Annotated in this window: 18 protein-coding genes; 10 read left to right on the forward strand and 8 right to left on the reverse strand. The window is 57.2% G+C overall.

Features of this window, described 5'->3' with window-relative positions:
- Positions 1-111: 111 nt before the first annotated feature.
- From ASE36_RS21035 to ASE36_RS21045, 3 genes are read right to left on the reverse strand one after another with little or no spacing between them, the layout of a single operon-like run.
- A complete protein-coding gene (locus tag ASE36_RS21035; RefSeq protein ID WP_062284807.1) occupies positions 112-1434 on the reverse strand; it encodes an McrC family protein in 1323 nt (440 codons plus the stop codon).
- The gene (locus ASE36_RS21040) at positions 1434-3464 is read right to left on the reverse strand and encodes an AAA family ATPase (RefSeq protein ID WP_244474819.1); all 2031 of its coding nucleotides are present in this window, start codon (positions 3462-3464) and stop codon (positions 1434-1436) included. Before ASE36_RS21040 ends, ASE36_RS21035 begins: the two co-directional genes overlap by 1 nt.
- On the reverse strand, positions 3465-6758 hold the full coding sequence (locus ASE36_RS21045; protein ID WP_062284810.1) for a TM0106 family RecB-like putative nuclease: 3294 nt from the start codon (positions 6756-6758) through the stop codon (positions 3465-3467).
- Between the two features lie 116 nt (positions 6759-6874).
- On the opposite strand from ASE36_RS21045, the gene ASE36_RS21050 reads away from it, so the two are divergent.
- The 7 genes from ASE36_RS21050 (at position 6875) to ASE36_RS21070 (ending at position 11379) form a co-directional block, all read left to right on the forward strand.
- On the forward strand, positions 6875-7858 hold the full coding sequence (locus tag ASE36_RS21050) for a helix-turn-helix transcriptional regulator (protein WP_062284812.1): 984 nt from the start codon (positions 6875-6877) through the stop codon (positions 7856-7858).
- Between the two features lie 119 nt (positions 7859-7977).
- Positions 7978-8193, forward strand: coding sequence for a hypothetical protein (locus ASE36_RS22375; protein WP_082511288.1), 216 nt, complete (start codon positions 7978-7980; stop codon positions 8191-8193).
- Positions 8194-8224: 31 nt separating this feature from the next.
- Positions 8225-8932 (forward strand): toll/interleukin-1 receptor domain-containing protein, encoded by a 708-nt coding sequence (locus ASE36_RS21055; protein WP_062284815.1) that lies wholly within the window; start codon positions 8225-8227, stop codon positions 8930-8932.
- A gap of 16 nt (positions 8933-8948) precedes the next feature.
- Positions 8949-9212: a hypothetical protein gene (locus ASE36_RS23080; protein WP_082511290.1), complete on the forward strand. Its 264-nt coding sequence runs from the start codon at positions 8949-8951 to the stop codon at positions 9210-9212.
- Positions 9213-9291: 79 nt separating this feature from the next.
- A complete protein-coding gene (locus ASE36_RS21060) occupies positions 9292-10272 on the forward strand; it encodes a 3'-5' exonuclease (protein ID WP_062284817.1) in 981 nt (326 codons plus the stop codon).
- A gap of 16 nt (positions 10273-10288) precedes the next feature.
- Complete coding sequence (locus ASE36_RS22385; RefSeq protein WP_244474820.1) at positions 10289-11110, forward strand: DUF429 domain-containing protein; 822 nt, start codon at positions 10289-10291, stop codon at positions 11108-11110.
- On the forward strand, positions 11107-11379 hold the full coding sequence (locus tag ASE36_RS21070) for a hypothetical protein (protein WP_062284820.1): 273 nt from the start codon (positions 11107-11109) through the stop codon (positions 11377-11379). Before ASE36_RS22385 ends, ASE36_RS21070 begins: the two co-directional genes overlap by 4 nt.
- A 182-nt stretch (positions 11380-11561) precedes the next feature.
- Here ASE36_RS21070 and ASE36_RS21075 read toward each other — a convergent pair whose 3' ends face one another.
- Positions 11562-13910, reverse strand: coding sequence for a hypothetical protein (locus ASE36_RS21075; RefSeq protein ID WP_062284822.1), 2349 nt, complete (start codon positions 13908-13910; stop codon positions 11562-11564).
- A 156-nt stretch (positions 13911-14066) separates the two neighbouring features.
- On the opposite strand from ASE36_RS21075, the gene ASE36_RS21080 reads away from it, so the two are divergent.
- The 3 genes from ASE36_RS21080 (at position 14067) to ASE36_RS21090 (ending at position 16609) form a co-directional block, all read left to right on the forward strand.
- Positions 14067-14978, forward strand: a complete 912-nt coding sequence (locus tag ASE36_RS21080; RefSeq protein ID WP_062284825.1) for an HNH endonuclease — start codon at positions 14067-14069, stop codon at positions 14976-14978.
- 147 nt (positions 14979-15125) lie between these two features.
- Complete coding sequence (locus ASE36_RS21085) at positions 15126-15353, forward strand: helix-turn-helix domain-containing protein (protein ID WP_062284924.1); 228 nt, start codon at positions 15126-15128, stop codon at positions 15351-15353.
- Complete coding sequence (locus ASE36_RS21090; protein ID WP_062284828.1) at positions 15350-16609, forward strand: type II toxin-antitoxin system HipA family toxin; 1260 nt, start codon at positions 15350-15352, stop codon at positions 16607-16609. Before ASE36_RS21085 ends, ASE36_RS21090 begins: the two co-directional genes overlap by 4 nt.
- A 534-nt stretch (positions 16610-17143) precedes the next feature.
- Here ASE36_RS21090 and ASE36_RS21100 read toward each other — a convergent pair.
- The 4 genes from ASE36_RS21100 to ASE36_RS21115 form a co-directional block, all read right to left on the reverse strand.
- Entirely contained in the window at positions 17144-17734 is a 591-nt protein-coding gene (locus ASE36_RS21100) for a TetR/AcrR family transcriptional regulator (protein ID WP_062284926.1), read from the reverse strand.
- A 740-nt stretch (positions 17735-18474) separates the two neighbouring features.
- Positions 18475-19587, reverse strand: a complete 1113-nt coding sequence (locus ASE36_RS21105; RefSeq protein WP_062284833.1) for a Gfo/Idh/MocA family protein — start codon at positions 19585-19587, stop codon at positions 18475-18477.
- Positions 19588-19676: 89 nt separating this feature from the next.
- Positions 19677-20660, reverse strand: coding sequence for an alpha/beta fold hydrolase (locus tag ASE36_RS21110; RefSeq protein ID WP_062284835.1), 984 nt, complete (start codon positions 20658-20660; stop codon positions 19677-19679).
- A 41-nt stretch (positions 20661-20701) separates the two neighbouring features.
- Positions 20702-21463: an SDR family NAD(P)-dependent oxidoreductase gene (locus ASE36_RS21115; RefSeq protein WP_062284928.1), complete on the reverse strand. Its 762-nt coding sequence runs from the start codon at positions 21461-21463 to the stop codon at positions 20702-20704.
- Positions 21464-22309: the final 846 nt, after the last annotated feature.

The raw sequence follows: 22309 nt of genomic DNA on the forward strand, positions 1-22309 counted from the left end.
TGAACGTCAGGCTTCTTCAAACTGACACGTGGGGAGGCAGTTACGCCTGTCCATTTTGCCGCAGCGCATGCCAGATTTAACCTGCCGCTTTTCTCACGTCAGGTGAAGACATCAGTTGATTTCTCCGCGTTCGCGAAACTCAGTTGGATAGCCCAATACGAGGCCCCGAAGCGTTGTCAGCACGTGCCGGCTATTGGATACCTTGATGCTGGCTGTCTCAAGGGTTGTTTCGAAGCCAGTAATGCGGTGGCGAGCCTGAACTGCATCCTCCGTGCCGAGTCCAGGATGATGAGGATAAAGGAGCGTCAGGCGCGGAGCCTGATACAGCTGCGCGTAGGCCATCATTTGATAGACATCGGCCTGGGAGACGCCTTGCTTAGGGTCATCTATGCGTGGGGCGATCCGTTTCCACTTCGTGTCGATGACATGAACAACCTTCCCATCTCGGCGAAGCAATATATCGGGCTTGGTCTGGAACAGCCCACGTCCGCTGTCTTGGGTGCTCAGGCAGAAAAGGCGCCCACCTTGTAGTGAGACGGTGAAGCCTGTTCCAGCCATCGCCCGAGAGACCAAACGCCCGATGTACTGTTCAAAAAGGGAGTTCATCTCGAAGAGCATGGCAGTGCCCTGACCACGCCCGCCAGTTGTTGTCTGATATCGATTCTGTAAAAAAAGCTGGGCCATTGCGAAGAGCTCCTGCCAGGAGCGATTGGTGCGGTCGATTACGATTTGATCCCAGCTTAACGCTGAGACCGTTATGTCGGTGATATCGGCATAGACGAATGCCAGCTCTCGCAGCCGCTGCTGGTTAGCAGGACGTCGAGAGAAACGCGCCAAATATGTGACAGCTGCTTTCATTGTCCGGTTAAGCGGGGTGTCTTGCGACAATACATCGAAGCGACAAGCAAGACGTGAGGGGTTGACCGCATGGCTTGTAAACTGGCGATTGATGTCGAGTTGTCCGCGCAAGGTCGATAAATCTTCTTCGCGAGCGATATACTGACGTGGCATGCCCTTTCGTAAAGCCTCCGTCAGCTTTTCGCAGAAAATGCGGATCAAGATTTCAAGCAGTGTTTCCCGCTGCCAGGCGATATCTGTGACGGCTCCTAGGTCAATCTTCAAGTCCAGCGCAATGGCCAGCATGTGAACCAGGCGCTTGCGAATTAGAGCATTCTGATGGTCTGGTGTCTCATCAGGTGCGACATCAATCTTCGGCAGAATTTCTAGGCTTGCGTCGCCTGCCGCGAGTATCCCAACCACGCCACGAGCCCGTAGGGCGTGGCGGCCATGTTCAAATACACCGCTTCCGCCGCGCCCTGCAAAGGGCGAACGAGCTGCCACTCCCGCCAGACGGTCGGCGTGGTGGGGAGCAATCTGTCCCTTCCCCTCCCCATACGGCAGCTTCTCCCATTCCCTTACCGTGTACGAAGGCATCAGGAAAAAAACTCCGTAAAGTCAAAGCTGGCCTTCACGCTCCAACGCAGCTTGTCACCGCCCATTTCATCGTCCGCGCAGCCAGGAGGAGTGGATAGTTGTTTAGCCTCAACGAACCGAGAACCGCCTGTGCCCGGGGCGTCACCTAGTACCGCCGCTACCTTGGACCAATCCTCGTAAAAGTATTCCGCCAAGAGCGGGATAACCTTGTGGCGAATGACGTCGTCAAGATCGGCGCGAGAGCGGCAGTTGGTAAAATAGGCGTGGCCAACTTGGTGTTCGCGGTCGAAGAGATACTCGATCCGCTCGTTGATAATTCGCAGCAGCTTGCACACATCGATGCCATCCACGTTCGTGGCATCGACGCCGTTTTTGGCCATCGCCCGACGAAGCTCATCCACGTCTGGCATCAACTCACGGAAACTAAAGCGTCGTCGTAAAGCGGTGTCGAGTAGCGCAATCGAGCGGTCTGCCGTGTTCATAGTCCCGATGATATGTAGATTCGGGGGCACCCCGAATTCATCCCGCGAGTAAGGCAGATGAACTTTTAGCGCATTGGGCTGACCCAGGCGCTTATCTGGTTCCAAGAGTGTAATGAGTTCCCCGAACACCTTGGAAATGTTTGCACGGTTGATCTCATCGATGATCAGCACGAAAGCCTCGCGTTCGACTTCGCGATCCAGTTCCTTGTTGGCGCTGTTCATCAAACGCTCGAGGGCCGGGATATTGAGACGATCCTTGTTCAGCCAGTAGAGCGAGCGCATCGTGAAGTTGCCGTCGTAGATCTCGGTGACGGGAACGCCGGCTACGTCGTGCCAGAGCCAGCGGACCGCACGCCTGTGGCCGAATGTGCCATATGGCCGAGGATGATATTCATAGGGACCGGTTACTTCACCGATGGCCCGAACTAGTCGATTCCCTTTGGATACGACAATGATGTCGCCAACCTTCAACCGATTGCGGAATGTATCGGTGATGGACACTTGCCCCGACTTTAAGGTGACCCGTCCGCCGATTTTGCCTTGGGCCTCGCAGGATCTCAGTATCTCTTCTGCCGATTCGTACTTCGGATCGCTCCAGTCAATGTCCTCCCAGTCGAGGAGCGTGTATCCCCCTTCTATCACTTCGTCAAAAAGCTCACGGTCGCCAGCATCGCCGCTGAAGCCCACAGACATTTTGTAAATCTGACGACCCTCTGTCGTGATCCGGTCCGTTATTGCTTTCCTGCTCAGGCCAGTTTCTGCTCGTTTTGCAATACGCCTGAATATCCCCGGCACGGTTTCCAAGCGGAAGCCAGTTGAGGTCTCCTCCTCGCCTTCATCCGCGCCGGTCATCGGCTGACGACCCTCGACAAAATCTTCGTATGTCATTGACTGGTGGAATGTAATGAACTCGATCCGACCTTCGGCTGAGAGGCGCCGATATTCTGACATCAGCGCGGCACGGTCGTTGCGCAAGGCTCCCGCCATGTGGTCTCCCAGGCAAAGGCGCACGGCTTCCCAAGCTGTCGCATAGGTTTTACCTGTTCCAGGTGGACCATAAAGAATGAGGTTTGTGGTCGAGGAAACATCTGACGTGTTCAAATTCATTGCTGCCTGCTCTTCTTTCTCATCAATATGAATCGCCCGGGTCTCGCCGGACGGAGCTAACAACTCGACAAACTTCCGCAGAAGTTCGGCATTCTCAATCCTGACAACTATGCAGTCCGTATCACCAAACGACCACTCGCGGCTGAGAGCGGAATGTCTTCCACCGTCTTTCATGCCGTTCCGGAATGGCCGGATGACTGTAGCGAAGCCATTTGCTTCGATTACATCCCGCCATTTCAGGTGGAGAAAAAAGTTAGGTGGGTTCTCAATTTCCCAAAGGAGCCGCTCGCTGGCGCCAAAGACAAACGAAACCATTTTTTTCGTTACGCCGTCGCCCGGTCGAAGGCTCGAGCTGCGCAAAACGTCAAAGAGAGCTCTGCGAAGCGGAACGGGCCGATCGCGTTCATTATCTTCGAGGCGGGCCTCGAAATTTTCCCACATTCAAGATTCTCCAAGTTCACGCAGTGCGCAGAGTGTGTTGACGAGGCGCATCTGCTCGACGGTATCGCAATTTGCTTCGCGAAGCCGGGGTGCACCAAAAACGAGTGCAAGACCTTTAGCGCGCGACACGCCGACATTTATCCGATTGAGCGAAAACAGAAACTCCATTCCCCGCGGCGTTTCCTCGACGGACGAGGCAGTCATTGACACTAGGCAGATGGGCGCTTCCTGTCCTTGGAACTTATCGACTGTACCGACGCGTACGGAAGGGGGCAGAGCGTCCTTGAGCGCATTGACCTGCGCATTATAGGGCGCGACGACGATGATATCGGAGGGCTCAAGGGCGCGCGTCGTCCCATCCTTATCAGTCCAGCTTCCCGAGAGCAGATTGCTAATTGCCGCCTGAATAGCGGCGACTTCTTCGGTCGCGATCTGTGCATTGCCCTCATGAACCACTGACACCCAGAATGCGCCAGCTTCGGGAAAGCTCGTTCCGCGGACGCCCTGGACGGATGTGTCGGGCGCACTGTTGAGACGACCTTCATAGACCTGCCGCGATATAAACCCGCAGACATCGGGATGCATGCGACGCGACATCGGCAGGAAGATGCCGCGATCGGGCGGGATGGTGGCGTGCTCGCCCAGCATCCACTCGAGACAGGATAGGTTGGCCGGATCGGGATGGGCACCCTGGATGACCTGTGGCAATTGCCGCGGATCGCCGACCAAAACGATGTTGCGCGCGCAGCGTCCCATGGCGACCATATTGGCCAGCCCCACTTGCCCGGCTTCATCGACGAAGAGCCAATCGAGCGCCTGCTCGTGCTCGGATCGGGCAAAAAAGAAGGCGGTGCCGCCGACCACATGGGCACGGCTCCACAGGGAATCGTCATTGGCCGTCGAGCGGATAACGCCGGTACAGTCGTCCGGATAACCGTCTTCGCCGCTGCTGACCTTGTGCCCGATGCACAGGCCCGGGAGAGGATCGCCATCATCTTGCGCGGCAAGACACCCCATCAGGACATTGCGGATCGCCTCATGGCTGTTCGAGGCCACGCCAACACGGTGACCCTGGCGCACCAGCGCAAGGATTGCTCGGGCCGTCACATAGGTCTTGCCGGTTCCCGGCGGCCCCTGGATCGGGAGCACGGTGCCATCCATGGCGGCGATCGCCGCGATCGTGCCGGTCAGGGGATCGGCGCCATCAAGCAGATCGGTGCGCGGTCCCGTCATCAGACGTGGAGCCGTGCGCGCAAGCAAATCATCGAGCGCGGTCAGACGGCGCGCACCGCACTGATCTTCAATCACATCGCGCAGGGCCGCTGCAATCACGTCCGTATTGAGCGGCCAGTCCGGGTGAAGCGTCAGGCGATCGGTCAAGAGATGCGCCTTGGCCGCCCCCGCCTTGACCGCGATGATCCGCTCACTGCGGTCGAGCTCTTCGATGCTGACCGTGGCCGGCGGTCCGTCAATGACCGGGACCGTCGCTTTGCGGCCGGCCCGCAGCTTGGTCTCCTGGAGCGGAAAGCGATAGCGGCGCAGCACCGAGCGTTTGACGGGTTCTGCCGGACCAATGGCTTCCAGACCGGCCAATGCATCTAGATCGTCGATCAGCTCGTCCTCGTCCTTGCCAGCGCTGTCGAAAACCGCCCATTGGGCGGGCTTGGCCTCGCGCTTGTGGAACAGGCCGAGGTTGAACAACATGTCTTGCCGCTCTTGCGGCAGACCGGATGCGGCAAGCCTCGCGCGCAATGCCTGCGTATCGGCGTCCTCCTCGACTTCCTTGTCGCCGGCATCGGCCGCCAGCACCGGCCAGGGCGCGGCGGGACGGATATTCACCAACCAGTCGCGCAGCTCCTCGGTCGAGATACAGTCGATGCGGTTATAGTCTTCGATCTCGTCGAGAATCGATTGTTCCCCGGTTTCTCGCCAGCGCTCATAGGCAACGACCGAGCCGCCGGCGGTTTTGACCTCACCTTCGCGCACCCGGCCATAGAAAGCTTCCATCGACTTGATCGAGTAATTGGCTTCCGAGCCGATCAGCGCGCCGCGCACCACCGCAAAAAGATCAACGAAGCGCCGCTCGCGCAGCAGGCGATCGAGAAATGCCTCGCCTATTCCATACTGTGCGGTCAGCCGCCGCAAGGCGGTAATCTCATAGGGCGCATAGTGATAGATGCGCGCTTCAGGATAGGCCGCGAGTCTTTGCCGGAAAAACTTTAGAAGGTCCGACAAAGCGCGTGCTTCGGCATCGTGATCATGTGCCCAGAAGGCCTTGAACTGACCGTCGAACCAGACGCCGTGGAGATATTCCAGTCCGTCTTCGTAGTGCGGATCGCCCTCGATATCGTAGAAGAGATCGCCCGGCTGCGGCGCGGGCAAAAGATCAAAGCCCTTGCCGGACTCGGGTTCCCGCAGTTTGAAGGCGGGTGCCCCGTTCTTGCGCGCATGCTGTAGGCGCGCCTGCGTCACCAGCCGCCTGCGAGTGGTATCGGCCATGCCGCGAATGGGATGATCGAGCCCGGCCAGCCGCTCCATAGTGGTGATCCCAGCCGCCTCGAGCTTCTTGACCTGGGTCCGAGTAACATTGGCCACATTGAACAGGCTGTCTTCGGCACGCCACTGGCTTTCGCAGTGATCGCCCCAGCGGCACAGCCCACAGTTCGCACAGGGGCTCGGCCGCGTCGGCTGAGGGTTTTCGAGGAAAGCCTCGAGCCGCTGACGCGCCATGCGCGCATAGGCCTGATAGTCTGCGAGCCGCAGCTGCGCGCGGCTGCCATCACCGAGTTCAACATGGGCAAATTCCGGGGCGACCCCTTGAATGTCGGTCAGCAAATCCGAGTAGAGCACCAACTGCAGCACATGTTTGGGATGGGGGCGCCGCTTGAGCTTGGTGTCGGTGACTTCGTAGCTGAAGGGGCCGAGATTTGACGGGCGCTCGACGCGCTCGAGAAAGTCCGACCAGCCACCCCAATTGTCGCCGAGCAATGCCCCCTGAAAAACGATATCTGGACCGCTCTGCATTGCCGCCCGAGTTTCCAGGGCATTTTTTGCCAAATCAGACCGCTCGATCTCAATTACCGACGCGCCCGATGCTTTCAGCTTTGCCAAGTGGTTCGCTTCGTGTGCGTCTCCTTGCTTTTGAAGCAGGGCAGCGTCGTCGCTATCTTCGCGTGGAGCTGGCCCATTGCAAAGCAGGTAAGCAATATCGAGTGTGGTTGCGTGATTGCAGCCCATGAACCGCATCAGGTCAGATGCCGACAAGAAGATTCGGTTTCCTTCAACAAGTCTCATTGCTTCCCCCTGAACGAGCGCGCCCCATAGAACATTTGCATCTCGACAGTTCGCAGGTTCAGTCATAGCCTACATGGGTGTCAATAACTGTCGTAGTCCACGCGGGGAACTTGAACATGTCGTTTGCCAAAGCACAGGATCTGCTCAGGCTGGCACGTTTGGCCGCCACCCGGCGTACAGGCGTAGGACTTGAGGAAATATGCGATGAATTTGGAGTTTCGCATCGGACGGCGCAGCGTATGACCGACGCGATGGCGACGATATTCGCCAATGTCGAGACGATAGATGGTCCCGACCGTCGGCGGCGCTGGCGCGTTGCTGATCCGCAATTGAATAGACTTCAGCCGCGTCAAGACACCGTTATCGAAGCCTTGGAAATTGCAGGGCGGGCGGCGCGGGCAGACGGGCGCGTGCGTCACGCCGCAGCGCTCGAGGACTTACGTGACGGCTTGCTGGCACGTTTAACACCAAAAGACGCCCTGCGTACCGAGGCCGACGTTGAGGCAGTTCTCTTGGCGATGGGGTCGGTCACACGACCTGGTCCTCGTGTTAACCTGAAGCCACCAGTTTTGGATGCGGTTATCGAAGCGTTGCGTGGTCCCTTCCGCCTGCAGATCTGTTATGGAACAGAGGACGCTTTCGAACGTATAATTGAACCACATGGACTGCTTCTCGGCCACCGTAGTTATCTCGTGGCGCGCCAGCCTGACCGAGGTGATGAAATGCGAAACTTTCGCATTGACCGCATCTTGAGGGCCCACACTCTTGACCAGAGCTTCAACTTCGCGCCCGGCTTCTCTTTACAGGAGTATGCGGCGAAATCTTTCGGCGTTTACCAAGATCCAAAACAGTACGGTGAGGTCATCTGGCGTTTTGATCCCCGCGCTGCGGCAAGAGCTGCCGAGTTTTGCTTTCATCCCGATCAAGTTAGTGAACTGCAGGAAGATGGCAGCCTCATCGTTCGCTTCCATGCCGCTGGTTGGCTTGAGATGGCGTGGCATCTCTATCAGTGGGGTAATACGGTCGAAGTACTCGCTCCCCAAGGGCTGCGCAGCTTAGTGGAAGATCACCGGCGAAGCGATTTTCCTTCTCTGCCCTAAACTTCAGTACGGACTCAACGCATGGCTCAATACCCTTGGATGGGTGTCAGGTTTTGACACCCATTGGGCCTATCTTTGGAAGCGTCCGATAGGCGGACCCCAGAGAATGGAGCAGATACATGGCAAAAGGCAAAGCTGGCGGAAGCAATTTCCGAAGCGCGATCACCGGCCGGTTCGTAACAGCTAAACAAGGAAAAGCTAGCCCGCGCACCACTGTGCGGGAAGCCAAGGATGGCGGGAGCACTGGCGGTACGTTTCGCAGCGCTATCTCCGGTCGGTTTGTGACCACGAAATACGGGAAAACCCACCCGCGAACGACGATCAAGGACAGCTGAAACGGCATGTCAACGAGAGGAAGGATTTAAAATGGCTCAATGCACAGCACCCCGAGAAGGTCACCGCTCAGCGAGCGCCGCAGCGAATTGCCCAGCTTGTCGTGGTCGCAGTCGCTTCTCCGGATATAACAGCTACCGCAGCACTCTAGGCGGCCATGGATCTTATCCTTCGGCCTCGCCCCCTTCTCGGCTAACGTCGGGAGGTGGGGGTGGGACGAGCCGCACTCGTGCGAAATGGTCCAAAGCCGGTTCCTCAGTTTTGTATACTCCGACTGAACTGCGATCACTGGCACCCGTCCGCCAGACTGCTGAAAAGCGCGCCGAGATACCCGATCTCCGGGACGTTTTTCTCTGCCATGCTTGGGACGATCGGCAGGGAGATGCTAAGCTCCTTCATGATCTGCTGGAAGCCAGAGGTGTGTCAGTCTGGTTTAGTGAAAAAGACGTCGCTTTAGGTTTCTCACTGCTTCGGGAAATCGACAAAGGGCTGGCGAAGTCCCGGGTAGGCATTGTGCTGGTGACACCTGCACTTCTACGTCGCCTTCCAGCAGCTGGTGTTGCAGATAAGGAGCTCTCGGCACTCTTAGCGACTGAGCAGCTCGTGCCCATTGTGCATAACACCACTTACGATGCTCTCCGCAACATCAGCCCGCTACTCGCCTCCCGTAGCGGCTTGAGTACCGACGAAGACACTATGACCGTGGTGGCAGACAAGCTGGCCGAGCTGGTTGTCATCTAACTTTGTCGGGGCATCAATGCTGAAAACTCACACGCGTCAGGCAAACTGGCGACGGGCCAATCCGGGCAAATACAATGCTCATCTAGCTGTGCAGCGGGCGATGAAAGCCGGTGATTTGAACAAGCAGACCTGTGAAGTATGTGGAGATGCGGTAGTTGATGCTCATCATGACCGATATGATGAACCTCTCAAGGTCCGTTGGCTTTGCCGTCTGCACCATATCCGTTTACATCGCTGCGGCGAAGACCTGTTTCCGGTTAGAGGTCGAGATGATCTATAGAAAAGGGTCGCCATCAGTTCCTAATTGCTAATCGGGAACCTATGGCGCGGCAGTGTCGGCATATTAGGATTTGAGCACGATGGCGTCACAACTCGATTTCTTCGGCTCTCCTGCTGCGCTTTCAAGTGCATTCGAAGCCAAATCGGAGGGCGATCCGAGACGACGGAACGCGGAGTTTGATCTGGATGAGGAAGCCATGGCTCGACATCTGGACGCAACAGGCCGCTATCGAGTTTTACGACACCTCGTACCCCGAGAAATCGTAACGGAGGCTCGGGCGGAATTTCCACGGCAGGCCGTAATCCTCGACACCGAAACCACAGGCCTTAACTACCGGTGCGATGAGATAATTGAAATTGGTGTCGTCGCCTTCACCTTTGATGACGCGGGCAAGATCGGCGATGTGACAGCTGTATATGGCGGGCTTCAGCAGCCGAGTGTTTCAATCCCAGCGGAGATCACACGCCTAACCGGTCTCACCGATGACATGGTCGCCGGGCAGACCATCGACATGGCGTGCCTTAAACCTCTGGTCGATTCCGCAGATCTGATCATAGCCCACAACGCGAGCTTTGACAGACCTTTCTGTGAAGCTTTGTCACCGATCTTTTGTAACAAGGCTTGGGCTTGTTCTGTGTCGGAGATTGACTGGTCGGCTCGCGGTTTCGAGGGAAGCAAGCTCGGATACCTGATTGGACAGACGGGTTATTTCCATGACGGACATCGGGCTGTTGATGACTGCTTCGCCTTGCTGGAAGTGCTGGGACAGACACGGCCACGATCCACCAGCACTCCATTCGCCGAACTGCATCTGGCTAGCCGCCGATCGCGTGTTCGCATCTACGCTGAAAACAGCCCATTCGACACGAAGGACCAGCTTAAAGCGCGGGGCTACCGGTGGTCGGACGGTTCCGATGGTCGGCCAAAATCCTGGTGGATCGAAGTATCGGAAGACCAGCAGCACGAGGAACTGCATTTCCTGCGGACTGAGATCTATCGCTGGGATGCCGACCCGCCCGTCAAACATCTGACAGCATTCGATCGATTCAGATCAATTTAGAGGGCCAGGAAGTGCTATGACGACCATTCTGGGGATTGATGCAGCCTGGACGGCGACCCAGCCGAGTGGCGTCGCGCTGATTTCAGATATAGGCGGCGATTGGTGTCTGATCTTTACGGGACCGTCTTATCGTCACCTCATAGCACAGTCGGAGGATGGGGTGGTCTCCACGTCTCGCCCTTCTGGCTCGGTTGCAGAACCCGCGGCTCTTCTTGCTGCCTCCGCTAGAGTCGCTGGAGTGCCCGTCGATTTCGTGGCCGTCGATATGCCCCTATCTCGCGAGCCCATTACTGAACGGCGCGTGTCGGACAATCTGGTTTCGGCAGCCTATGGTGCCCGCCATTGCAGCACACATACGCCGAGTGCGATCAGGCCCGGCAAGATCAGCGACGATCTGAGGAGCGGCCTCGAGCGCTGCGGATATGGGTTGCTGACGAAAGAGGTGGGTGCGCCAGGACTTTTGGAAGTCTATCCGCATCCGGCCCTGGTCGAGCTGATGCGCGCCGAAAAGCGATTGCCTTACAAGCAGGGGAAGACACGCAATTACTGGCCAACGGAAAACCCTGCCAGCCGCCGCAACAAACTCTTCGAAACCTGGCGAAGGATCGTCGCCTGCCTCGACCAAGAGATACCAGGCGCCTCTGAGGTCTTGCAGTTGCCTCCGCTTGAGTCCCCATCATGGCAGTTGAAGGCGTTTGAAGACATGCTTGATGCGGTCATCTGCGCGTGGGTCGGGATATGTGTCTTCCAGGGAGCTGCCGTGCCTTTCGGTAACGACACTTCCGCGATCTGGATACCCCGTTCAGAGCTTCTGGCATCGCGGCGGGGTCAGCCATGACTTGTTTCCTGCGGCAATGGATCGAACGCCGGCGAGCGATCCGCCGCCGTTGGCAAGAAGATGCCAGGCGACTTGCTGCAACTGACCCGGTCAACGCCTACTACGAGGCGCAGCGAAGAGCCGCGCGCAGTCGCGCGCAAGGTCTTACCAACGAATACTGGCATTGGGCTCGGGTCGCCAGCGAGGTCGCCCGTATCGAACCCCGTGCTGAGATGGACTTTGAAGTCGTCAAGGCGATTGCGGATCAGGAAACCACAGGTCGCCGCTGAACACGTGCGTGGTGCTTCGCCGTCAGTAAATCATCGAGTGTTTTCAAATGTCTGGAGAAAATGACAGAACCGCCATTGGTTAGTTTCTTTTTCAAGGCGGAGACGACCGGCTGGGCCCATGCAGATGCGGGGCCTGGTTTGCATCTGCATGGGCAATGTCGATCAGCGATTTATCCGAGCGGCTATGCGGCTTCCCAAACCTGATTGAGGATTTTCGCCGCAAGTGCAGCTTTGTCTTGGGGCAGGAAGCGACCGTAGTGCTGCTGAACGACGTCCGGTGTGTCCTGGATGGCATAACTCGCCTGTTCATACGATCCGGTTTGCTTGAGGATATGCGTTGCCAGAATATCCCGAAGATTATGCGGTCCGTGCGGCAGCAGGCCCTTGATGGCACCGCGGCCGGTATAGGGATTGTAGATGCCGTACCGCTGGATCACGGTTCGCCAGGCTTCATAGAATTTGGTGGAATCGTATGCCGCGTCCAGACTGGTAGTCTTTACCGTCTTGACGAACAGAGTACCGGGATCTTTTGCTGGACCGAGCAGTACCCCGCGATGGCGATCGATATAGGCTTCGAGGTATTTGTAGAGGTCGAGCAAATCCGGCAGGATCAGGCGAAACGGCTTCTGTCCAAAGAATGATGAGCCTGAGTTCTTGAACGCGATTGATGGGATGAGGACCTCCCATCCGTTTTCTCGATCGCTCCAGCGTAGTTCGCCGCATTTCATATCCTCCAGCCGCCGCTCCGAAGTCGGGAAATGCCCGCGTGGGCATAAGCGAAGCTGGCGAAGGTTCTTTTGCCGAAGTCCCAGATGCAGGCCGAGGCGCAGCAAAAGGAAAGAGCGGACCGCTTCGGCTGCTGCCCGAGGATAGCGGTTTTCATCAGGCATGCGCTTCAGGATCTCGTCTGTGATCTTGCGGTATTCCGACAATGGGCTGTCTGCTTCAAGAACCACCATGATCGGCTCGAACGGGTCGCGATGCACGCGCATGACACGCTGGATTTCCTTCGAGCGATTGGCGGCGTGCCGGTGGAATGCGTCGCAGGCGCCGTGCCAGTCGCGTGCTGCGAACTCAATCTCCTCCGACGCGATCAGCCCTTCGATTGGCTGAACCTTCTTCAGGAGCTCCGGATGCTGGCGGATCCAGCCCACCTCCGCCCGCGTGAGAGCTTGCGCCACCATCAGCATGTCTTCTTCCCATTTGGTGTAAAAGCCGCGACGCTGCTCCCGCCATTGGAGGTACCAGTCCCAGACGCCCGGGAAGATCAACAGGCCAAAGGTTAGTTGGCTGAGCGGCACACCGCGCCCTTTGACGACGCTGGCGGGTGAGGCAGCGAGTGCACCGAACATGAGTCCGAGATGCTCAACCTTCTGGGATGCGGTTTCCTCTCCCCAAACTCCATTTCGTTGGAAGCCGATTGCGGTCAGCGTCGATGTCTTGAAGCGGATCAGATCGGCCATCTCCATAGCCAACCGCGGCGGCGCATCGACGACGCCGGACAGGAGATCAGGATCTTCAAAGGCCTCGGGATTGTGGCTCGCGCTGTCCGGGTTCATTTGTGGTCGTGGAGACAGGGTGCCTCCGCCATAGGTGATCCCCGGAAATCGTATTGCATAACGCTGTTTGGTGGCCGCCGCCTGGTAGCGACGATAGTCAGTTGAGCCTGAGATGATGACCCGGCGCACCCATTCGATGATTTCCTCCCGCTTGGAGAACGGCAAGCTGCTGAAATTATCAGGAAGATGCCATGCAAGGCGCCGCCGTTCCGCAGCACTGATGTCTCCCATATCGTGGCCATAGAGGGAGCGAGATTGATGCGGCAACTTGGCCTTGAAATAGCCTGATGCCAGTCGGTAACGCTGCTCGATGCGAGACAGGATCTCGAAGCTGGTCAGAGATCGGGGTACCCGCTCACCCTGCACCCATGATAGCAGGGTTTTGTCATCGAACGTCTCGCCCAGGCGAACGACGGCGCGGTAAAGCTGCCAGTAGCTCTCGCCGAACCGGCGCATCTGATAAACGAGGGCATCGTGGAAGCTGGTTGGATCATCGGTTGCTTCGAACAATGGTTCAGGAAAAGGACTAATCGGTTTTGGGTGTGGTCCTCTTGGTAGTGACGAAGAGGTAGCCGGGAACTTGTCGGAGAGGATCTGTCGCGGCCTGGAACGCGTGGCTGTGTCGGACTTGCGCGGAGCGGTATTCTTCGATTTCGCATGTGGTTTCGCCGACAGGATGTCCTCGGCGACAGGTGGCATTCCGAGCCAGCGGATAATCGCGTCCAAACCTGGACGCAGCTGCTTTTTCAACTCCCCGGTCATTTCGCCTTCAATCCCGCATGCCTGGCAAATGGCCGCCCAATCCATACGGCCACTAACGATCGGTGGTGGGCGGCGGTGGATCACAAGATCGATGAGATAGGGCCGAATGCTTTCCAGAACTCGCTGTGAGGCGACTGGCGCGATGCGCACTTGGCAGAAGTCCGAGATTTTTCGTTGAAAGTGATGAGATGAAATATCGTGTTTTACCATATTCTTATTCCGTTTCTCGGCACCAGTGCCGAGCGCGGGCGGAATAGGAATAGACGTTTAAGAATACGTTTTGCGGCCAACCAGACTCCCAGTCTGGTTTCGGCTTAGGCCCAAATTTCAAATGAAGCATCGAGAGGGCCATGCTACAGATTGCAGATGGGATACGGGGTTTTCATTCACCGGTCAGATTCGATTTACGACGATAGCCCGGCTGAACAATACCAGTTCCCGGGCCAGTATCTCGGTCGTGTCCAGGCGTGTGTGGGTGACTGGATTATCTACTACGAGCCTCGGAAAGTCGTAGCGACCCGCGGCTATTTTGCTGTGGCCAAGGTTGAACGGGCTATTCCTGATCCGAAGGCCACCGGCATGTATCTGGCGCTGATCGAACACGGCAGCTATCTCGACTTCATCAATCCCGTTCCGTTCAGCGGACCAGACGGTGTCATAGAGCGAGGCGTGCTGAATGAAGAGGGCCGCATTTCCGGCAGAGCACAGGCCGCAGTCCGGCCGATATCCGCCGCAGATTTCAACCGCATCGTATCGATTGGCACAGACGAGCATGAGCCGGAACTGCCTCGGTTGGATGAGCCGAGGGTGAGGCATGCGGTCGATGGATTTGCAGATGAAGCTCAAGCGCCGTTCATGTTCGAGCAGGAGCGCGACCGGGTTATGCAACTCTCGTCGCGGCTCGTTCGAAATCGGCTGTTTCGCCGGCTCGTTCTTCACGCGTATGACAAACGATGCGCCATCACGGGGTTGAAGCTCATCAATGGCGGGGGCCGAGCGGAGGTTGACGCCGCACATATCCGGCCGGTGGAAGCGAGCGGGCCTGACATTCTTGCCAACGGAATTGCTCTTTCGGGCACCGCACACTGGATGTTTGACCGCGGTCTGATTGGCCTTTCGGACGATCTTGATATCCTGATATCGCGTCAGGCGAATGATGCTGAAAGCATCCAAGGACTCCTCAACAAGACCGGGAAGGCGATCGTGCCTGGCCGGGTCTTCGAGCGGCCACATCCCCAGTTCCTGAGATGGCACCGTGAGAACTGCTTCAAGCAGTGAGTGCCAGAGTAAGTCTGGCGCTGTAGTTTCATCCCGATCGGTTCCATTTTGTTCCGTTGGAGCCAATAATTCTGAAATCATCCCGATCGGTTCTTTTGTCTTCCCTTCATGCCGTCTGGTGATATAATCGTCCCGATAGGGGTGATTATGGAAAAGATCAAAGATACGAAAAGCCTCGGCATGCTGATCCGTCAGGAGCGCAAACAGCAAGGTTTAACCCAGGAGCAACTCGCCGGGGTGATTGGTGTGGGCGTACGGTTTTTGCGTGAACTCGAGGCCGGCAAAGAGAGCTGCCAGATTGGCCGTGCGATGCAAGTTCTGGCTGGCTTGGGCCTAGTTGTTTCGGTCGCGCGTCGCCAGGGCCCGCGATCATGACCCGCGTCTTGGACGTCTATTTTCGCGATACCAAGGCAGGCGTACTCGGCCGCCTTGAGGACGGCCTGCTGACTTTTGCCTATGACGGCGCGTATCTCCTGGACCAACGATCGCGTGCGATCTCCTTCTCGATGCCCCTGCAAGAAAAGCCATTTGGTGATCAGGTGGTGCGCCCGTTTTTCTCCGGCCTCTTGCCGGACGAAGGCGCACGGCAACGCCTAGCCGGCGCGCTCGGCCTTTCGGCAGGCAATGCTTTCGGGCTACTGGAAATTATCGGGGGTGAATGCGCAGGAGCCTTATCACTCTATCCCGCCGGCACGGCGCCGGAACCTTCCGGCCAGTCCAAAGCCGAAATTCTCACTTCGGAACGTCTGGATGAAATACTCAGCAGGCTGCGGACCCGGCCTTTGCTTGGTGGAGACGAGGGCATTCGCTTATCGCTCGCCGGCGCGCAGGATAAGCTGGCGGTCATTGTCGATGGAGGTTCCATTGCCTTGGCGAGAGATGGTCGACCAACGACCCACATCTTGAAACCGGTCATCCAGGCGTTGGAAGGCACGGTGGAGAACGAGTATTTTTGTATGCGGCTGGCTGCCCGCCTCAAGCTGCGGGTACCTCATGTCGAGATACGCCTAGACGGGGCGACTGCCTTTCTCCTGGTTGAACGTTACGATCGGACGAAGGCTGCAGACGGCATCATTGAGCGCCGACACCAGGAAGACTTTTGCCAGGCCCTTAGCGTACCGCCGGAGCTGAAGTATGAGGCCGAGGGCGGACCGGGAACAGAACGGGCTCTCGGGCTGATCGACCAGGCCTGCGCTAGACCTGTCGCGGATCGGTTGCAATTCATCCGCATGCTGATTTTCCATTATCTCGTCGGCAACGCTGATGCCCACGGCAAGAACTACGCCCTGCTTTATGGCTCCGGTGAACCGGATCTGGCGCCAATCTACGATGTCGTTTGCACGGCTGTTTATCCCCGCTTGTCAAAGAGGCTCGCCATGAACATTGGTGGCCGCGATGTGCCCGACACGATCCAGTTGAAGCATTGGGCGACACTCGTGCCCGAAACCAAATCTTCTCAGCGCATCCTTGTCCGCGATCTTGCCCAGATGGCGGAAAGGATTGTGAGCGAGGCCGATACCCTTGTTGCAGAACTGGCCCACGAGGGGATCAGGCACCCCATCCTGAGTGCAATTTGCAAGGTCATCTCAAGTCGGGCTGGTTTGCTACAGAGAGCCGCGGAGCAGGTATAATGGCCGCAGATATCCAGCGCCTTGTCCTTCGAACAACGCGCCGGTGGTTCGAATCCATTCAAGGCGGACGATGCTGACAAAGCAGTACCGGCGCGCCGCCCGCCGCCTGCATGAAGTGGCTTCTCTGCGCGTTCATTCAAACATCGCTGCTAGGCCCGTTGTCTCCAAGCTTTGGGTCGCCGCAACAGGCGACGCCGCAATCTACTCCCCCCTCCCCAGTGGCAAGCATGGCTTGGCGAAAGGTGGCCAGCAATTGCGGGGCAGACGGACCAAAGGGGGAGAATCATTGTCCGAAAATTACGCAAACGACGCGGGGCGCGACAAAGTTGAATTTCAGCTAATTTTTGCGATTGAAGGCGAAGCTGACAACCGAAACGATGGTTCGTGCAGTGACGTCGTCGTTACGCTAGATTTCGATGGCCAATAGGAAAATGACCATTGCTCGGTGAGCATTGGCACTCTTCTGACTGGCCACTCTAGCACTAACCGATGAGTGGCGACTCGTCATCAGCGTGTGCGACGGAATTGGGATAACTAACGGCGATCCAACGGAATGCTAGACAGCAGTTGATCAGCCGCGCGCTCAAGAGTTGCGCGGCTGAAACCAGCCTTGGCCTGCATCGCCATCCCATGAAGTAAAGCCGTCACAAGGGTCGCCAATGCCTCTGAATCGGTTTGCTGTGGCAGCTCTCCTTCTTTCTTGGCGCGTTCAAAACGTACAGCGATACGGTCCATGGCAGCGCGTCGGGCCTCGATCAGAACCTGTCGAATCGGGTCAGCACTATCTGTACCTGCCGTGCCGCCGTTGACTACCAAGCATCCAGAGTGTTCGGGGTAGCGAGTGTTCAGCTCGATAGACCCGTAAAGGATGCGCGCGATGACATCTCTTATCGCCGGCAAGTCGAGCGCGTCTGACATGAAGGACTGGTACTGTTCAATGTACACGCTCACGACGCGTTTGAAGAGAGCCTCCTTGTTTCCGAAGGCGGAATAAAGTGCTGGCTTTTCGACACCGCACGCCTTGGTCAGATCGATGTATGATGTTCCTTCATAACCCTTACTCCAGAAGACACGCAGTGCTGCTTCCAACGCTTCACCAAGGTCGAATTCGCGTGGACGTCCCATGATTGACGATCCTTCCATTGCACCCGCTTTTCTAAACAGCTAGGCTGTTAATTTCATACCAAGGGGTACATAAGGACCTTGACAGGCAATGTCCAGAAGCATACGCAGGTAGCGTACTGATCGGTATGAAATATGCGTGGCTTATTGTTAAGCCGCTTGTTTACATCGGCAAAGCCCTGGCTCGCGCGCGACGGCAGATAAATGCGGACTTCGTGTCGGGCGTGGATGTGTCTTCGAGCAGTGCCGTGTGCAGGACAGAAAGCAGCGCTACCGTTTTGTTTATGGAGGAGCGAGCATGCCTAACCAAAAAATTGGCTTAGGCTTTGTCAAGTAAATCCCGACAGACAACGGGCAACTCCGCGCACCTTGCTGCGCTGCATTCTCTAATGCACGATGAGGTGCGGGAGTTTGCCCGATTGGCGAAGCGACAAGGCATCACTGCAGTAATCGGAACGCAGGCTCGCACAGCCGCTGGCGTGAACCAGAGAGCTGGCTCGGGAATTCTGCATAGGGTGGAGGAGGGCAAGCTTCTTGTGTCAACTAGATATAAGGTCTGCGGCGACTGCAGCGCTCACTGGTTTGGCTGCGGTAGTTCTATATCCCAGTAAAGCGCGTATAGGGTGTTTATTACGCTCTCCTGGTTATATAGCTCGCGAAAAGCAAGCGCGGGCTGAAGCACTTGCGCCAAAATAGTCAAGGTCGTTCGGTAGGCGCCATTCCCGTTCTTTTTGAAGCAACGGTCAGTCAAATGAGAGCACGACGCCTTTCTGCTTCGCAGCAGCTGAGACTTCGATGTGGTTGATCAGCTCGTGCAGAGCCACTCCATTGTCAAAGGTCGGCGCTGTTCGAGTGCCATTGCGAATGTCAGCGGCGGCTCGCTTGTAGATCTCGGCTACGGCGTCGGCGGCCGGCGATAGGTTTTCGGCAGGCGAGCGGTTGCGCTTGCACTCGAGCGGTGCCAGTACGCGATCGTCAAGGCGTGCGCCTGTGATCGACAGTTTCACGATCTGAGGATAGCCCATGTCGCCAGTGACCTGGATGTCTCCCTCGGTGCCGTTGATCTCCCACAGGAAGTTGGTGCCGCGAGAAACGCCGCCACGGAAGTGGATCGAGATTGCCGCACTGTTCGCCAGGCGACCCTGCACCATGACCTGATCGGGTACGTCCTTCGGCAACACCTCAGCCGTATCGCTGATTTCCACGGTGTCGAAGTTGCGCACGAAGGTGGCATCGACCGCATCGAAGTTGCCCAAGGCATGCTGAATGGCAACAAGGGTGTGGCCCAGGGCAATGGATTGCATGGAGGCTCCATTTGCACCGTCGGACAGGTAGTAGGAGTCTGCTGTGGTCTGCCCGGCCCAATTGCCGCCAGAGGCAATGATGCTGGTGGAGAGTACCTGGCCTACGTAGCCGTCGGCAATTAGAGCCTTCAGTTCTTCGACGCCGGCTGCGGTCTGTCCTTGCGTTCCAATCACGGCAACTGACTTGGTCTCACGTGCCATTGCCGCAAGTTCACGCGCCTCATCGAGGCCGTTGCCGAGCGGCCACTCACAGTAGACGTGCTTTCCTGCCTTCAGCGCAGCAGACACGAGCTCGAAGTGGTGAGGCACCTTGACGGTGACGACGACCAGATCGACGTCTGGCGAAGCGATCAACTCTGCCGGGCTTGCGAAGGCGGACTTTAGGTTGAGTTCTTGTGCGGTGCGCTGAGCGCTTTCCAGGGTGCGGTTGGCGACGCCGATAATCTCGAAGTCTTCTTCAAGGGAGCGCAACGCGGGAATGTGGGCGGTGGCTGCCCATTTGTTGTTGGGGTTGAGGCCGATGAATCCCACTCGAATAGGCGGCTTGCTCATGGTAACTCCTGAATTTGGCTGGGTTGCTGAAGGAGACGCCGGGCCACCGGCCAGGCTGGTGCGTGGCCCGGAGTCAGTCAGCCGAAGCCTTACTTCGCGGTAAGGAAGTCAACGACCAGCGAGTTGATCTCGGTCGGGCACTCCTCCGGCAACCAGTGACCACATCCCTGAACGGTCTGGGCCTTGACGTTGACGGCGTAATTGCCCAGCTGCTCGCCTTGGTACGCGCCCATGCTGTTGCCGCCGCCGATGGCGAGAACTGGCATGGTAAGTTTCGTTTCGGCGAGAGGTTTGTTGCGCTGCGCCGTCTCGTTCAAAGCGCGGTAGTACTCCAGGCTTGCGGTCAGGCTTCTCGGCTTGGCCCAGGACTTTGCGTACATATCGAGCACTTCGGAGGGGAATGCGTCTTTGTTGCCGGCTCGCTTGAGGATGAAGTCCTCCAGGAACGCGCGCTCATTGCCTGCGAGCATCTTCTCTGGCAGCGGAGCGGCCAGATTGAAGAAGCTGAAATGCCAGGCGAGAGATGCACCTTTGTCGGTGAAGGCGGGCCAGGTATAAAGCCCTTCGTCCGGGATCGGGGCTTCCATATAGATTAGCCGCCGGACATCATCCTGGTTCTGAACAACCATGGGGTAGGTGTTCCAGATCCCGATATCGTGAGCCACGAGGTCGAAGGGTGCATCGGGGCTGAAGCTCTTGGCGAACTTGTGAAGCAGGTCGGCGACATCCTGACCTGCGTAGGACATGGTTGTGCCCGACTGACCAAGAGCGGGCAGGTCAACGGCGATGACCGTGTGCGTCTTAGCCAGTTCCGGCATCAGGTAGCGCCATTCATACCAGGTCTGGCCGTAGCCGTGGACCAGGAGCACTAGCGGTCCGCCCCCGCCCTTGACGTAGTGCAGGCTCACTCCATCGACTTCCTTGTATCCAGGATCGAAGCCCGAAGGAGATGGGAACTCTTCCTGCTGTGTCGCTTGAGACTGGGCCGCCGAAACTGAGGCTGGCAGCGCACCGGTCGCGGCTGAGGCAAGCGCGAGCAAAACTGCTGCTGTTTTCAAAAGAGAAAAAGACATGATGTTCTCCGATAGAACCGTTTGGTGATAACAGGCTCAGATTAAACTGCGAGGCCGCCAGCTACGTCGATCACGCCACCGGTCATGTAACCAGCAGTAGGGCTTGCCAAGAACGTCACGACAGATGCGACCTCTTCCAGCTTCGCAACGCGACGGATTGGATGCATATCTAGGAAGAAGTCGGGAGCATTTGTGCTGCCCAGCGCTTCCACCATCATGTCGGTCGGCATCGCGCCTGGTTGGACGACGTTGACAGTGATATTGCGTGGGCCGAGATCGCGAGCAATACCTCGAGCGTAGCCGTTGATGGCAGCCTTGCTGCCTGCATAATCGGCAACCCCCGGGAAAAGAGCGTGAGTTCCGTTCAACGACCCGATGAAAATGATCCTACCTCCATCGGTCAAAACTGGTGCTGCGGCGCGCGTAGTCGCAACGACTCCGAGCACGTTGACTTGCCACAGGCGGTCGAGCGCAACTGGGTCGTGCGCCGGATCGTCGACTGGCTTCCCAGGTACGACTATTGCAGCGTTGTTGACCAGAATATCCAACTTGCCGAAAGCAGCGACTACCCTATCGATAAGAGGCTTTGCAGCGTTCGAGTCAGCCTGATCAGCTTGAAATGCCTGAGCGCGAACGCCTTGAGCCTTGAGTTTTTCAACAACAGCTTCAGCTTTCTCCACCGAGGAAACATAGCTGATAGCCACGTCGGCACCTTGCTCGGCGAGCGACGCCGCAATAGTTGCTCCGAGGCCACGAGAGCCTCCGGTGACGAACGCTACTTTGCCCTTAAGGGGTTGCGACATTGGGAAATCCTTCACGATGAGCAGCCAGGTAATAGAGGCTGCGGATTTTTGTACCGATTGGTATGATATTGAGGTATACGGCTCTATACCCAATGTCAATGGTTTATGTACCGGATGGTATGCAATAAACTTATCGGTCTCGAATGCGGGAGCGCGTTGGCACGCAGCACCAATAAGGGTCATCTAAGTGAGCTCGGTATCGGAGATGTCTTCAAGCTGTACTTCTCATATTACTGGGAAGGGGGATCTCACGCGGTGATCTGCAGGGGGCATTCTCGAGAGAGCGGTGCTCTGGTGTTTTTCGACACAGCTTGCTGAAGACCCTCGGTTGGTCGTTACAACTTCGCCGGCCGCAGGACTGCTTTAGTTGCAAGCACTTGCATGCCGGTCTCTATCGAATGGCTTATCTTGTCGCCGGCCTTGATCGCATTAGAAGGCATTGCCTTCAACTGACCGCTTTTCCTCAAAGAAGGCGAGCTTGGGCGGGGACCTTCCGGAGCGCACTAACAAAAGATTGTCTGGTGCGCGGATGCAATCTCTCGCCTTTTGGCTAAGCGCACCGGTTGTCGTGTTCTCCGTTTCCTTGACTTATATTAATTCCTGAAATGGTCGATGTGCGTTGCCGACGATGTGGCTCTGACACCAATCTTGAGACGCTTATCTTCGGAGTGGCTGCTATCCCAGCTGACTAGCGTTAGTTGTTCAGTTTCTGACAGCAGTCCGTGATGGCGGTCTAGCTGATCATTATTCCCCCGACCATTGCGCGCTGACTGCTGGCTATGCTTGCTGACCTGTGAGCCTATCTTCCGAGCGTGTACTGAGGAAGGACTGCTGACGTGCGAGGAG

Origin of the sequence: Rhizobium sp. Root274 (assembly GCF_001429245.1) — a bacterium.
Lineage (GTDB): Bacteria > Pseudomonadota > Alphaproteobacteria > Rhizobiales > Rhizobiaceae > Allorhizobium.

Excerpts from the sequence above, each read along its gene's own strand:
- ASE36_RS21105 (WP_062284833.1), bottom strand. The coding sequence starts at position 19,587 with ATGAGCAAGCCGCCTATTCGAGTGGGATTCATCGGCCTCAACCCCAAC.
- ASE36_RS21045 (WP_062284810.1), bottom strand. The coding sequence starts at position 6,758 with ATGAGACTTGTTGAAGGAAACCGAATCTTCTTGTCGGCATCTGACCTG.
- ASE36_RS21100 (WP_062284926.1), bottom strand. The coding sequence starts at position 17,734 with ATGGGACGTCCACGCGAATTCGACCTTGGTGAAGCGTTGGAAGCAGCA.
- ASE36_RS21060 (WP_062284817.1), top strand. The coding sequence starts at position 9,292 with ATGGCGTCACAACTCGATTTCTTCGGCTCTCCTGCTGCGCTTTCAAGT.
- ASE36_RS21110 (WP_062284835.1), bottom strand. The coding sequence starts at position 20,660 with ATGTCTTTTTCTCTTTTGAAAACAGCAGCAGTTTTGCTCGCGCTTGCC.
- ASE36_RS21080 (WP_062284825.1), top strand. The coding sequence starts at position 14,067 with ATGGGATACGGGGTTTTCATTCACCGGTCAGATTCGATTTACGACGAT.
- ASE36_RS21115 (WP_062284928.1), bottom strand. The coding sequence starts at position 21,463 with ATGTCGCAACCCCTTAAGGGCAAAGTAGCGTTCGTCACCGGAGGCTCT.
- ASE36_RS21085 (WP_062284924.1), top strand. The coding sequence starts at position 15,126 with ATGGAAAAGATCAAAGATACGAAAAGCCTCGGCATGCTGATCCGTCAG.
- ASE36_RS21055 (WP_062284815.1), top strand. The coding sequence starts at position 8,225 with ATGGCTCAATGCACAGCACCCCGAGAAGGTCACCGCTCAGCGAGCGCC.
- ASE36_RS21040 (WP_244474819.1), bottom strand. The coding sequence starts at position 3,464 with ATGTGGGAAAATTTCGAGGCCCGCCTCGAAGATAATGAACGCGATCGG.
- ASE36_RS21035 (WP_062284807.1), bottom strand. The coding sequence starts at position 1,434 with ATGCCTTCGTACACGGTAAGGGAATGGGAGAAGCTGCCGTATGGGGAG.
- ASE36_RS21090 (WP_062284828.1), top strand. The coding sequence starts at position 15,350 with ATGACCCGCGTCTTGGACGTCTATTTTCGCGATACCAAGGCAGGCGTA.
- ASE36_RS23080 (WP_082511290.1), top strand. The coding sequence starts at position 8,949 with ATGCTGAAAACTCACACGCGTCAGGCAAACTGGCGACGGGCCAATCCG.
- ASE36_RS22375 (WP_082511288.1), top strand. The coding sequence starts at position 7,978 with ATGGCAAAAGGCAAAGCTGGCGGAAGCAATTTCCGAAGCGCGATCACC.
- ASE36_RS21075 (WP_062284822.1), bottom strand. The coding sequence starts at position 13,910 with ATGGTAAAACACGATATTTCATCTCATCACTTTCAACGAAAAATCTCG.
- ASE36_RS21050 (WP_062284812.1), top strand. The coding sequence starts at position 6,875 with ATGTCGTTTGCCAAAGCACAGGATCTGCTCAGGCTGGCACGTTTGGCC.
- ASE36_RS22385 (WP_244474820.1), top strand. The coding sequence starts at position 10,289 with ATGACGACCATTCTGGGGATTGATGCAGCCTGGACGGCGACCCAGCCG.
- ASE36_RS21070 (WP_062284820.1), top strand. The coding sequence starts at position 11,107 with ATGACTTGTTTCCTGCGGCAATGGATCGAACGCCGGCGAGCGATCCGC.